Source organism: Allobranchiibius huperziae, from assembly GCF_013410455.1.
Classification (GTDB): Bacteria; Actinomycetota; Actinomycetes; order Actinomycetales; family Dermatophilaceae; genus Allobranchiibius; species Allobranchiibius huperziae.
On the sequence record NZ_JACCFW010000001.1, the window covers coordinates 2,105,678 to 2,118,160 of the forward strand.

The following is a 12,483-nucleotide window of genomic DNA, read 5'->3' on the forward strand; positions in this document are numbered from 1 at the left end:
CGGTGTTACGGCAGGTAGTACGTCGGGTTCGGCAGCTTGATCGGCACCAGCGCGGAGCCTCCGATCAGGTCACTGAACTGGTCGCCGAAGTTGGCCAGGATCGTGTATCCGCCGCCGGCCGTCGTCTGTTTGTACGCGCGGGTCTGGCTCTTGTACTCGATCGTCGTGCAGTTCGCCGTGGCGCAGTGGATGTAGGACGGCTGCTGGCTGGAGCCGACGCCGGTCCACTTGGTGTAGAGGTTGGCCGAGGTGAAGCCGGTGTAGCCGACCTTGCGCAGGTTGGCGAGGGTCGCGGCCTTCTGGTCGTCGTTGCGGCCGGTCAGGCCGATGATCGTGCAGCCCGCATCGCTCGCGGCATTGGCCAGCGCGACCATGCCGGGAGTGGCCGGGAACCGCTCCTGCTGCACGTAGACGTCCTGCAGCGCCGGGTCGAAGTTGAAGTGCATCGCGGCGTCCTCCATGTCGTACGTCGACAAGGTGGTGTCGTCCACGTCCAGCACGACGGCGGGCCGGATCCCGAAGTACCGGGTGACCCCGCACGCGGCGTCCAGCAGGGGCGAGATCCGCCGGGTCAGACCGGTGATCTCGGTGATGTACGGCGAGCTGGTCTTGTTGGCGATGCCGGTGGAGTCCGCGTTGTAGTAGGTGCGGATCGTCGCCTTGGTCGAATCGATGTTGGGGATCCCCTCACCCCCGGCGGTCTTGCCGCTGCTGCCGTCCGGCTTCATCGTGAAGTGGGTGCGCGGGGCGAGCCTGGGCTCGGACAGCCCGGGCAGGTCCGGCGACGGCAGGTAGTAGGTGGGGTTGGGCAGCTTCAGGTAGTGCTGCGCGTGCCGACCCTGCAGGTCCGACCACTGGTCGCCCAGGTTGAGCGCGATGTCGTAGCCCTGGGACTCGATGTGGGCGCGGGTGCCCGCCTTGTACTCCACGGTGGTGCACTTCGCGGTCGCGCAGGTGATGTACGACGGCTGTTGGCTCGTGCCCTTGCCGGTCCACTTCGTGTAGAAGTGGTCCGCGGTGAAGCCGGTGAAGCCGACCTTCGCGAGGTTCTTGAGGGTCGCCGTCCTCTGGTCGTCGTTGCGCCCGGTGAGACCGAAGATCGTGAACCCCATGGCCGCGGCCTTCTTCTCGAACGCCACCGTCGCCGGGACGGCCGGGAACCTTTCGTCCAGCACGTAGACGTCCTGCAGCGCGGGGTCGAAGTTGAAGTGCATCCCCGCGTCCTCCATGTCGTAGGTCCACAGGGTCGTGTCGTCGACGTCGAAGACCAGGGCGGGCTTCTTGCCCGTCTTCTTCGCGCCGGCGAGCAACGCGGGCAGCTTCTTCGTCTCGCGGGTCATCAGCGCGTTCATCTGGTCGATGTACGGCGAGCTGGTCTTGCTGGCGATGCCGTTGGTGGCGTTGTAGTAGGTGCGCACCGTCGACTTCACCGAGTCGATGTTGGGGATGCCGGCGCCGCCCTGCGTAGCCCCGCTGGAGCCGTCGGGAGCCATCGTGAAGTGGGTGCGCGGCGCGAGACGCTCGCCGACGCCGAGCGGAGAGCGCTGCAGCTCGCGCACGGCGGCGGAGTGGCCGGGTCCGCGCGGTGTGGCGGCCGTGGCCGTGGTCGCAGTGGCCAGGGCGAGGGCGGGCACGGCGGACGTGGTGACGACGACGGCGGTGATCCGGCGCGCGGTCAGCGAACGGTAGGACATGAAACCTCCGGTGGCGGTGACGGTCGTGACGAACCTACCTGCGGGCCCGGACAACGGGAAGGTGTGAGCTCGCCTCGGCCCGGCCGTGGGTGCCGACGGATACATTCGGGCGCGTGGCCACCGGGGGATGCAGCAGAGGTCGTCGCGTCGTCGCCCTGATGGGTGCCGGCGCAGTGCTCGTCGCGCTCCTCGGCGCGTGCGGACCGGCGGGGAACGCGAAGACGGCCGCCACCGGGCCCGGACCGGCCTCCGCCTCGTCGACGACGCCCGGCAGCCGTGCGACCGGGGCGGGACGGGGCTCCGGCGCGACTCCGACCTCGCCCTCGTCCGCAGCGACGCCGCCGCCCTCTCTCGGAGCGCTCGTTCCGGTGCTGAGCGTGATCGACGGCGACACCATCGCCGTCCGCGAGGGCGGCGTACGCCGCAAGATCCGACTGATCGGCGTCGACACCCCCGAGACCCGCAAACCGAACACGCCGGTGCAGTGCTTCGGCAAGGAGGCGAGCAGCAAGATGCAGAGCCTCGTGCAGAGCCGCAGCGTGCGGCTGCAGGCCGACCCGTCGCAGGGCGACACCGACAAGTACGGCCGGTCGCTGCGCTACGTCTTCACCGCGGACGGCCGCAACGTCGCTCAGCTGCTCATCGCGGGCGGCTTCGGCCGTGAGTACACCTACGACACGGCGTACCGGTTCCAACCTCAGTTCCGGGCCGCCGAGAGCGCCGCGCGCGGCGCCCGCGCCGGGCTGTGGGGCGCCTGCCCGTCGTTCGGTTCGCCCGTCGCCGGTTCACAGCCGAGCACCGCGCCCGCTCCGGCGGGCCCGAACGACCCCGCCGCGGCACCGGCCGGCTGCCGGATCGAGGGCAACATCAACTCCAGGGGCGAGAAGATCTACCACCTGCCGGGCAGCGCGACGTACGACAAGACCGTCATCACGCCGAGCACGGGCGAGCGCTACTTCTGCTCAGAGGCGGCTGCGGTCGCCGCGGGGTGGCGCGCCGCCCGTGACTGATCACCGCCGGAGCCGCCCGGCGCTCCCCGGCGTGCGGGTATGCCGGCACGCATCGCACGGCGCCGGCTCAGGTCTCGATGCGCTCTCCGGACGCCCGGTCGAACAGGTGGATGCGTTCGGCCTTGATGGTGAAGTGCAGTTTCGTGCCCTTGTCGGGTACGTCGCGTCCTCCCAACCTGGCCACCATCTGCCCCTCCTGAGCGCCCGTCGTGCGTCCGTAGATATAGGCGTCGGCGCCCAGTTCCTCGACGACCTCGACCTGCACCTCCAGGCCCTCCCGCTCGGTGTTGAGGACGAGGTCCTCGGGTCGCACCCCGACCGTGACCGATCCGCCGGCCCGTGCCAGGGCCTCACGTGGGACAGGCACGACCGCGTTGCCGAGCTTGACCCCGCCGTCGGTGACGGGCAGGTCCAGCAGGTTCATGGCAGGCGAGCCGATGAAGCCGGCGACGAAGACGTTGTCGGGGTGGTCGTAGAGCGTGCGGGGTGTGTCGCACTGCTGCAGGACACCGTCCTTAAGGACCGCGACCCGGTCCCCCATCGTCATCGCCTCCACCTGATCGTGCGTGACGTAGACCGTCGTGACCCCCAGCCGCCGCTGCAGGGACGCGATCTGGGTCCTGGTCTGGACGCGCAGCTTCGCATCGAGGTTGGACAACGGCTCGTCCATGAGGAAGACCTGCGGCTGACGCACGATGGCCCGGCCCATCGCCACCCGCTGACGCTGGCCGCCGGACAACGACTTGGGCTTGCGGTCCAGATAGGGCACCAGATCCAGCAGTCCGGCCGCTTCCTGGACGCGGGAGCGGATGTCCGGCTTCGAGACCCCGGACATCTTGAGCGAGAAGCCCATGTTCTCCGCCACGGTCATGTGCGGATACAGCGCGTAGTTCTGGAAGACCATCGCGATGTCCCGCTCCTTCGGCGTCAGATCGGTGACGTCCCGGTCCCCGATCAGGATGCGCCCGTCGTCGACGTCCTCCAGACCGGCCAGCATGCGCAGCGAGGTTGACTTCCCGCATCCCGACGGCCCCACCAGCACCAGGAACTCACCGTCCTCGATCGCGATGTCGAGGGCGTCCACGGCCGGGGCGTCGGCACCCGGGAAGAGCCGCACGGCCCGGTCGAACGTGACTGTCGCCATGGCGAGTCCTTTCCTTCACCGGCAGTGAACTGCCGGGCGATCGATGGTGGATGGAAGACGGGAGGAGTTGCGCCGCGTACGAGACCGGATCAGCGCCCGGCCAGCGAACCGCCGATGCCCCCGACGCTGAAGTACTTGTTGAGCACGGAGAAGAGCAGGACGGGCGGCACCATCATGATCACCGCGACGGCCATCACCAGGCCCCAGTTGGTGGCGTTCTGCTGGAAGAAGGTCTGCAGGCCGATCTGCAGCGTGTAGTTCTGGTCCGACCGCAGGAAGACGACTGCGATGAGGTAGTCGTTCCAGGCCAGCAGGAAGGAGAAGATCGCCGTCGACAGGAGGCCGGGCAGGGAGTTGCGCAGCACGATGCGGAAGAAGCTGCCGAAGACCGAGCACCCGTCGATCCAGGCGGCCTCCTCCAGCGAGATGGGGATCGAGTCGAAGTACGCGGCCATCATCCAGACGGCGACCGACATGGTCGAGCCGACGTAGATGATCGTGATGCCCGTCAGGCTGTCGACGAGCCCGACCTTGGCGAAGAGGATGAACAGGGGGATCACCGACGTCACCACGGGGAGCGATTGCGCGACGAACAGGATCAGCGCGTACCCGGACACGAGCCGGTTGCGTCCTCTGGACAGGACGTAACCGGCGGGAGCGGCGACGCTCACGGCGACCACCACCGTGACGAGGGTGACGAGAAGGCTGTTCTTGAGCCAGGTCCCGACGGAGGTCTGTTGGAAGACCTTGCTGAAGTTCTCCAGCGTGAGGCCGGTGGCCGTACTTCCGAGCGATGGCTGGACCGACAGGTAGAGCACGGCCACGATCGGGACGAGCACCACGGCGGTGATGACCAGGATGACCGCGAACCGCCACCACTGACCGCGCCTCTCGGACGAGCTGATGGCGCCGCGCTTGCGCGGCCTGCGCGCGGTGTCGGTGTCGGTACGCACCGCGGCCGCCTTGCCGAGTCGGATCGGCGAGCTCTCGGCACTCACTCGATGTCCACCTTTCGAATCTGGCGGTAGAGCAGGGTGGCGATGACGACCAGCACGATCGTCATCAGGAAGGCGATGGCCACGCCGGGACCGGTCTGGAAGTTGGCGAAGACGGTCAGATACGCCATCACCACCAACGACTGGGTCGCTCTCACCGGGCCTCCCCCGGTGAGCAGGAAGATCGTCGGGAAGTCGTTGACGCAGAAGATGGTCATCAGCACCCAGCTGATGTAGGTCGACCGGGAGATCATCGGGAGCGTGATCTCCCGGAACGTCTGCCACTTGCCGGCACCGTCGATCTTGGCGGCCTCGTACACGTTGACGTCCACCGACGCCAGGGCGGAGGACATCATCATCATCATGAACGGGAAGCTGATCCACACCTTGAACACGCACACGAGGATCTGGGCGAGGAGCGGATCGGCGAGGAAGAGCACGTTGCCGAAGCCGAGCGCTGCGAAGAGCTTCGACATCGGGGACTGCGGCGTCGCGACCAGCCAGTTCCACGACGTGGCCGAGACCACCACGGGGACCACCCACGGCAGCAGCAGCAGCACCTTGAAGATGCTCCTGCCAGGGATCCGCGTCCGCAGCAGCAGCGCGAGTGCGAGCCCGATCGCCCAGCTGCCGAAGACCCCGACGAGGGTGAACACCACGGTGAACCGCGCCGCGTGCCAGAAGTTCGGGTCATGAAGGACGCCCGTGTAGTTGCGTAACCCGATGAACGTGCCGGAGTCGATGAGACTGCCGTTGCGCAACGACTGCAGTGCGGCGTAGATGACGGGGTAGAGGTTCAGCAGGAGGAGCAACGCGACCGAGGGCAGCGCGAAGATCGCGAAGACCCGTGCGAACCGGTTGCGCCGCCTGTGGTGCACCGATCGAGGCGGGCGCCCACGCCCACCGACGCCCACGCCCTTGCGCGCCCGCACCAGAGCTCCGGTTGACGACGATGCCATGCACTTCTCCTGTGAGCCGGGGGTGTGATGGTGGCGCGAACGGCGGGTGGCGCCTGCTGCTGGCCGTACCACCCGCCGCGCGGCCTCTAGGTCATCAGCGGTTCGATGGCGTTCTGCAGGGTGGTGAGTGCCGCCTTCGCGGAGACCTTGCCGCCGAGGATGCTCTGCGCGAAGTTGTTCATGGGCGCTGTTCCGTCGACGGTGTTGGCGACGTTGTAGAACAGGGCCGTCCCGCCGGGAGCGGCCCACGTCTTGAAGATGGGCTGCCAGTCGTCGACGATCTTGACGTTGTTGGGGTCGGCCTTGAACTGCTCGGTGGCGGTGATGGACTTCAGGGGCGGGAGACCGATACCGGTGTTCTGCGTCCACAGCGACTTCATGCTCTGGTAGTAGTACGTCAGGAACGCCTCCGAGCCCTTCTGACTCGGCGTGTTCGTGTACATCATGATGTTGTTCGGGAAGTACAGGCCGCCCTTCTTGCCGCTCGTGCTCGCGAGGGGCACACCGACGACCATGTCCTTGGCGACCGAGCCGCCGACCGAGACCGCGGCACCGGCCGTGTCCCAGCCCATCCCGAACTTCTTGGCCGTCCACTGCGAGTAGACGTTCGCCGTGCTGTAGGTGGCAGCGGCGGGGTCGGAGTACCCCTTCTTCACCAGTCCGAGGATGAACTCCACCGCCTCGACGTTCGCGTCACTGGCGCAGTCGGGCTCCTGCTTTGCGTTGAACAGGCCACCGCCGTTGTTGATCATGAACGCCGTCAGGATGTGCGCCATGATGTTGTTGCCGGTGCCGGCTCCGAGGCCGAACCCGTAGACGCCGATGCTCTTGAGCTTCGCGCAGACGTTCTCGTACTCCGCCCAGGTCGTGGGCGGTTCGACACCGGCCTTGGCGAGCAGCGACTTGTTGTACCAGGACACGCGCACGTCGAGGTTGTAGGGCACACCGGCGTAGCCCTTGTCGGTCTTCATGGTGTCGACCAGACCGGGGAAGAAGTCGTCGTAGATCCCGTTCTTCTTCCAGGAGTCCAGCAGGTTGTCGGCGTACGCGATCTGCCCCTGGTGCGCGAACTGGAACGCCTGCGTGCCGCCGCCCGAGCTGACGGCCGGGCCTGTCCTGGAGGCGATGGCGGAGGCGAACGTCTGGGTGAAGTTCGCCCACTGGATCTCCTGGTAGGTCGCTGCCGGCAACCCACCGGTCGGCTTGTAGGCCGTGGTGATCTTCTTGTCCAACGGGTTGAAGGCCGTGCCGCCCCACGGCATGTTCCAGAACTTCAGGGCCTTGCCACTGCCGCCGCCCCCACCACTCTTCGTGCCTCCGCTGGAGGAGCACGCAGCGAGCGCAGCAGCGACGGCCGCGCCGCCGGTCATGCCGAGGACGCCGCGACGACTGAACGACGCCCCCGCAAGGTGAGAATCCATCTCGATCTCCTGTTCTCTTCGCAGTGCCCCGGTCAGCGACAAGATGCGACTTCGCGGGCACGAGTACCCGCCGATCGGAGAAACATTTCGCTCTGGGGTGCGAAGAGTATCCAAGCCCTGCCGTGCGGCTGTCAACAGTTTCTGTGAGGCAGATCACGCAAAACGCCTTCGCGGATGCCGAGATGAGGGTCCAAGCGACGACGGCGACCCTTGATCTCGCGAAAAGCATCGGATGTCAGTACCATTCCCGCCATGACCACGCGAAACGTTTCGCCTCGACGGGCGACACTTGCAGAGATCGCCATGGACGCATCGGTCTCCATGTCGACGGTCTCGAAGGTGCTCAACGGTCGTCCGGGTGTCTCGGAGCCGGTGCGCATCCGTGTCGAGAACCTCCTCGCGGCGGCCAGCTATCAGCGGCGCACCGACGAGAAGTCCCACTCCGGCTTCATCGAGCTGGTCTTCGCAGGCCCGTTCAACATCCAGGCCGGATGGACCACGGCATTGCTGGCAGGGGTGGACCGTGTCGCTCGGGAGAACGGGATCAGCGTCCTGCTCACCGTCAGCGGCGAGCACCACGGACCAGCGCCGGAGTGGATCGTCGGCGCGACCACACGGAATCCTGCGGGGGTCATCCTGGTCTCCTCCGAGCTGTCGGACGACTCCAAACGACGGCTGCGCACCCGGAACATCCCGTTCGTCATCATCGACCCGGCCGGAGATCCGGCCCTCGACGTCGCGTCCGTCGGCTCGGCCAACTGGTCCGGCGCGCTGATGGCCACCCAGCACCTGATCGAGCTCGGACACCGCAGGATCGGTCTGATCACCGGGTCGGACGACATCATGAGCTCGCACGCGCGCACCTCCGGCTACCGCACCGCACTGGCGAGGGCCGGGATCGAGATCGACCCGGGGCTGATCATCGCCGGTCGGTACGAGTACGAGGACGGAGTCCAGGGCGGCGCCCGGCTGCTGGCCGCCGCCGACCGCCCCAGCGCGATCTTCACCGCGAACGACCAGCAGGCGTTCGGCGTCTACGAAGCCGCCCGGTCCCTCGGGATCAGCGTTCCGAACGACCTGTCCATCGTGGGGTTCGACGACATCGAAGCCGCCCGGTGGATGACGCCGCAACTGACGACGGTGCGCCAACCACTGACCGAGATGGCCGAGCAGGCGACCCGATTCCTTCTGCAGCTGCGCAATGACGGCGATCCGTCGACGATGCGCCTGGAGATGGCGACCAGCCTGGTCGTCCGAGGAAGTACCGCCCCTCCGAGCAGGCAGCTGACGGCGACATGACCGCCGCGACGGATCCGACCCGCAGCGCGCTGATCGTCCGCGGCGGATGGGACGGCCACCAGCCGGTGCAGACGACCGACTCGATGATCCCGTTCCTGCAGGACAACGGTTTCAGCGTCCGGGTCGAGGAGTCGCCGGCCGTTTACACCGACGCCGACTACATGGGCACGGTGGATCTGATCCTGCAGACCAACACGATGAACTCCATCGCCGACGACGAATTGGCGGGCCTGCAGGCCGCGGTCCTGGGCGGCGCGGGACTGGGCGGTTGGCACGGCGGCATCGTCGACTCCTACCGCGACAGCGCGGACTACCTGCACATGATGGGCGGCCAGTTCGCCCACCATGCCGCCAAGCACCCCGCGCTGCGCACCGGCGAGCAGTCCGACAACTACCTCCCGTTCACCGTGCAGATCACACCGGCGGGTCGGGCCCACCCCATCACCCGGGGCGTCGCGGACTTCGATCTGGAGACGGAGCTGTACTGGGTGCTCACGGACGAGCACAACGAGGTGCTCGCCACCGTCACCCAGCCGGCCCGTCCGTGGGACGCGTGGCACCGGCCGGTCACGTTCCCTGCCATCTGGACGAGGCAATGGGGCAAGGGCAGGGTGTTCGTCTCGACCCCCGGCCACACCCTGTCGATCCTGGATCACCCCGACGTACGCGCCATCGTGCAGCGCGGTCTGCTGTGGGCCGCGCGATGAACGTGGGTGTGATCGGCGTCGGCGTCATCAGTGCGCAGTACTTCGCCCAGTTCCCCTCACTGCCGGGTCTGACCCTGGTCGCCGTCGCCGACATCGACGAGGCTCGCGCGGCCGAGGTGGCCGCTGCGCAGGGTGTGCGGGCGCTCGGTGTGGACGCGTTGCTCGCCGCCCCGGACATCGATGTCGTCCTGAATCTCACGATTCCCGCCGTGCACGTCGACGTGAGCATGCGGGCGCTGCGGGCCGGCAAGCACGTCTTCACGGAGAAGCCCCTCGGCCTGACCCCGCAGGAAGCGGCTCCGATGCTGCAGCTGGCCCGTTCGTCGGGTCTGCGGGTCGGAAGCGCCCCGGACACCGTCCTCGGCACAGGCGTCCAGACGGCGCGCGCGCTGCTCGACAGCGGCGCGGTCGGCGACCCCGTCGCTGCGTCCGTCCAGTGGGCCTCGCCCGGCCACGAGCTCTGGCACCCGCACCCGCAGTTCTACTACCAGCCCGGCGGCGGCCCGCTCTTCGACATGGCGCCGTACTACCTCAGCACCCTCATCACCCTCTTCGGTCCGGTCGTGCGGGTCAGCGGTGTCACGCGCAGGTCGAGCCGTGAGCGCACGGTGGCGACCGGCCCCGAGGCGACCGCCGCCGTCCCGGTGCAGGTCGACACCCATGTGAGCGCCATCCTGGAGCACCGCGACGGCGTCACGTCGACCGTCACCGTCAGCTTCGAGGTCTGGGCCTCCCGCACTCCCCTGTTCGAGGTGTACGGCACCAGCGGCACCATCGCCGTCCCGGACCCGAACTGGTTCGCAGAGCCCGTCGAGGTCTGGACGACCGCGACCGGGGACTGGGCTGGGGTCGAGGTGTCGGCGGGCTACCCGGACGCGGGGCGGGGGGTGGGGCTCGCCGACATGGCACGTGCCATCGAGACCGACCGCCCGCACCGCGCATCCGGCGACCTGGCGTTCCACGTGCTGGAGATCATGGACGCCGTCCTGCTGTCGGCCGGGCGACATCAGGTCGTGCACCTGGTCAGCACCGTCGAACGACCGGAGCCGGTGCCGAAGGGATCGTCACCGGCCACCTGGTAGACACCGGCCCACCACCTCGTCGCGCCCAGCTTCCACACACGGGCTGGACACGGACACCTCCTACGAATCGTCGAACGAAAGGGTGAATGCAGCGATGAGCACGAGCACAGACAGAGCGGCCGACCGAGGTGACGGGCTGAGGTTCCCGGACGGTTTCGTCATCGGCTCGGCCACGGCGTCGTACCAGATCGAGGGCGCCGTCGAGGCGGACGGACGTGGCACGAGCATCTGGGACACCTTCAGCCACACGCCCGGCAAGACCCTCGACGGCGACACCGGCGACGTGGCCGACGACCACTACCACCGGGTCGAGGCCGACCTGGACCTGATGCAGTCGCTCAACCTGCACGCCTACCGGTTCTCCATCGCCTGGCCGCGCATCCAGCCGACCGGTCGCGGCCCGGCCAACCAGGCGGGCCTCGACTTCTACTCCCGGCTGATCGACGGACTCATCGCGCGCGGCATCACCCCCGTCGCCACGCTCTACCACTGGGATCTGCCCCAGGCGCTGCAGGACGAGGGCGGCTGGACCAACCGCGAGACGGCGCTGGCGTTCGCCGAATACGCCCGCATCGTGGGTCAGGCGCTGGGTGACCGGGTCGCGATCTGGACGACCCTGAACGAGCCGTGGTGCGCGGCGTTCCTCGGGCACGCGTCCGGTGTGCACGCACCCGGCCTCACCGATCCGTCGGCGGCGCTGCAGGCAGCGCACCACCTGAATCTCGCGCATGGGCTGGCCATCGAGCAGTTGCGCGCCGTGGTGACCAACGACCCGCAGTTCTCGGTCACGTTGAACCTGCACATGCTGCGTGGATCGGGGCCGACGGGGGACGAGGCCGTACGACGTCTGGACGCGGTCGGCAACCGCATCTTCACCGGACCGCTCCTGCACGGCGCGTACCCCGCCGACCTGCTGCGCGACACCGCGTCCATCACCGACTGGTCCTTCGTGCAGGAGGGTGACGCCGAGATCATCCACCAGAAGATCGACGCCCTCGGCGTCAACTACTACTCGACGTCGTTGGTGCGGGTGTGGGACGGGCGCGGCGAGCGCCAGAGGGCGGACGGTCACGTCGCCGGTGACGCGTCACCGTGGCCGGGTGACGACGACATCGAGTTCCTCGCGCAGCCGGGTCCTCACACCTCGATGGGGTGGAACATCGATCCGAGCGGGCTCGAGGACCTGCTGCTCGCCGTGCACGCGGAGTTCCCGGGACTTCCGCTGCTCGTGACCGAGAACGGCGCCGCGTTCGAGGACACGGTGACGACCGAGGAGACCGGTCCGGCCGTGCACGACGCGGACCGGGTGGACTATCTCAGGCGGCACCTCACCGCGGTACACCGCGCCGTCGAGCGGGGCGCGGATCTGCGGGGGTACTTCGTGTGGTCGCTGCTGGACAACTTCGAGTGGGCACTCGGTTACTCCAAGCGGTTCGGCATCGTTCGCGTCGACTACGACACCCTGGAGCGGCTGCCCAAGGACAGCGCGCACTGGTATGCCGAGCTCGCCGCCACCCGCGCGATTCCCGCCGCCTCGCCGGATGCGGAGCCTTCGCTGTCGGTCGGCGACTGACCCACCCGCCCGGGTGCGCCGCCGCAGTGGTGGCACACCCGGCGGTCCTCAGCCGGCGCGGCAGTGCCGCCGCACCGAGTCGACGTACCGCCAGCTGGCGGCGCGCTGCACCCCTCGACCAAGCGGCCCGGCCAGCCGGGTGAACCACCGCCCCGGCGCCGACACCGCCGAGACGCTCACCCTCGTCTCACCGGAGGCCAGCCGCTCGACGAGGAAGAGCTCCTCCCCGCGTTCGGGATGGCCCGGCAACGTGCCGTAGGCGAAGCCGCGCCGGTCGGTCTCCCGCACCACGTGGACCACCCGGGTCGGGATCCGCAGTCCCCGACCTCGCACACCGAGGGTCATCACGACGGTGTCCCCCACCTCGAGCGGACGGTCGGGCGCCTGCACCCGGGCCCCCACGGCACGTTGCATGCCGAGCCCGAGCACGAAGTCGCACGCCCGCTCGAAGACCTCCGGTCCGCCGACGATCCGGGAGGTGCCGCTCGCGTGCATCCCCTCCGGCACCGGCGTGATCCCGCGGGTCAGGCCCACGGGCGCATACGTCAGGGGCTGCTGGTCCAGGTGTGCGGGCACCCGTCGATCGTCGCACGGCCGGC

The 12,483-nt window shown here is 68.4% G+C and carries 11 protein-coding genes; 5 read left to right on the plus strand and 6 right to left on the minus strand.

Features of this window, described 5'->3' with window-relative positions:
• Positions 1 to 5 precede the first annotated feature (5 nt).
• Positions 6 to 1,694, minus strand: a complete 1,689-nt coding sequence (locus HNR15_RS09925; RefSeq protein WP_179481337.1) for an HAD family acid phosphatase — start codon at positions 1,692 to 1,694, stop codon at positions 6 to 8.
• 113 nt (positions 1,695 to 1,807) lie between these two features.
• Between HNR15_RS09925 and HNR15_RS09930 the strand changes: the two genes are divergently transcribed.
• Positions 1,808 to 2,704 carry a thermonuclease family protein gene (locus HNR15_RS09930; protein ID WP_343048494.1) on the plus strand — a complete coding sequence of 299 codons (897 nt, stop codon included), beginning with the start codon at positions 1,808 to 1,810 and terminating at the stop codon, positions 2,702 to 2,704.
• A gap of 67 nt (positions 2,705 to 2,771) precedes the next feature.
• On the opposite strand, the gene HNR15_RS09935 is transcribed toward HNR15_RS09930, so the two are convergent.
• From HNR15_RS09935 to HNR15_RS09950, 4 genes are all read right to left on the minus strand, one after another.
• Positions 2,772 to 3,848 carry an ABC transporter ATP-binding protein gene (locus HNR15_RS09935; RefSeq protein WP_179481338.1) on the minus strand — a complete coding sequence of 359 codons (1,077 nt, stop codon included), beginning with the start codon at positions 3,846 to 3,848 and terminating at the stop codon, positions 2,772 to 2,774.
• Between the two features lie 89 nt (positions 3,849 to 3,937).
• Positions 3,938 to 4,846, minus strand: coding sequence for a carbohydrate ABC transporter permease (locus tag HNR15_RS09940; RefSeq protein WP_343048495.1), 909 nt, complete (start codon positions 4,844 to 4,846; stop codon positions 3,938 to 3,940).
• On the minus strand, positions 4,843 to 5,802 hold the full coding sequence (locus tag HNR15_RS09945; protein ID WP_179481340.1) for a carbohydrate ABC transporter permease: 960 nt from the start codon (positions 5,800 to 5,802) through the stop codon (positions 4,843 to 4,845). The genes HNR15_RS09940 and HNR15_RS09945 overlap by 4 nt, the downstream gene beginning before the upstream one ends.
• Positions 5,803 to 5,888: 86 nt before the next feature.
• The gene (locus tag HNR15_RS09950; RefSeq protein WP_246305912.1) at positions 5,889 to 7,223 is read right to left on the minus strand and encodes an ABC transporter substrate-binding protein; all 1,335 of its coding nucleotides are present in this window, start codon (positions 7,221 to 7,223) and stop codon (positions 5,889 to 5,891) included.
• A gap of 252 nt (positions 7,224 to 7,475) precedes the next feature.
• Here HNR15_RS09950 and HNR15_RS09955 point away from each other — a divergent pair, with 252 nt between their 5' ends.
• From HNR15_RS09955 to HNR15_RS09970, 4 genes are all read left to right on the plus strand, one after another.
• Positions 7,476 to 8,522, plus strand: coding sequence for a LacI family DNA-binding transcriptional regulator (locus HNR15_RS09955; protein ID WP_179481342.1), 1,047 nt, complete (start codon positions 7,476 to 7,478; stop codon positions 8,520 to 8,522).
• Entirely contained in the window at positions 8,519 to 9,229 is a 711-nt protein-coding gene (locus HNR15_RS09960; RefSeq protein WP_179481344.1) for a ThuA domain-containing protein, read from the plus strand. The genes HNR15_RS09955 and HNR15_RS09960 overlap by 4 nt, the downstream gene beginning before the upstream one ends.
• Complete coding sequence (locus HNR15_RS09965; protein ID WP_179481346.1) at positions 9,226 to 10,311, plus strand: Gfo/Idh/MocA family protein; 1,086 nt, start codon at positions 9,226 to 9,228, stop codon at positions 10,309 to 10,311. The genes HNR15_RS09960 and HNR15_RS09965 overlap by 4 nt, the downstream gene beginning before the upstream one ends.
• Before the next feature lie 94 nt (positions 10,312 to 10,405).
• Positions 10,406 to 11,884, plus strand: coding sequence for a GH1 family beta-glucosidase (locus HNR15_RS09970; protein WP_179481348.1), 1,479 nt, complete (start codon positions 10,406 to 10,408; stop codon positions 11,882 to 11,884).
• Between the two features lie 48 nt (positions 11,885 to 11,932).
• Here the strand turns inward: HNR15_RS09970 and HNR15_RS09975 are convergent, their stop codons facing one another.
• On the minus strand, positions 11,933 to 12,460 hold the full coding sequence (locus HNR15_RS09975) for a DUF1990 family protein (protein WP_179481350.1): 528 nt from the start codon (positions 12,458 to 12,460) through the stop codon (positions 11,933 to 11,935).
• Between the last annotated feature and the right edge of the window lie 23 nt (positions 12,461 to 12,483).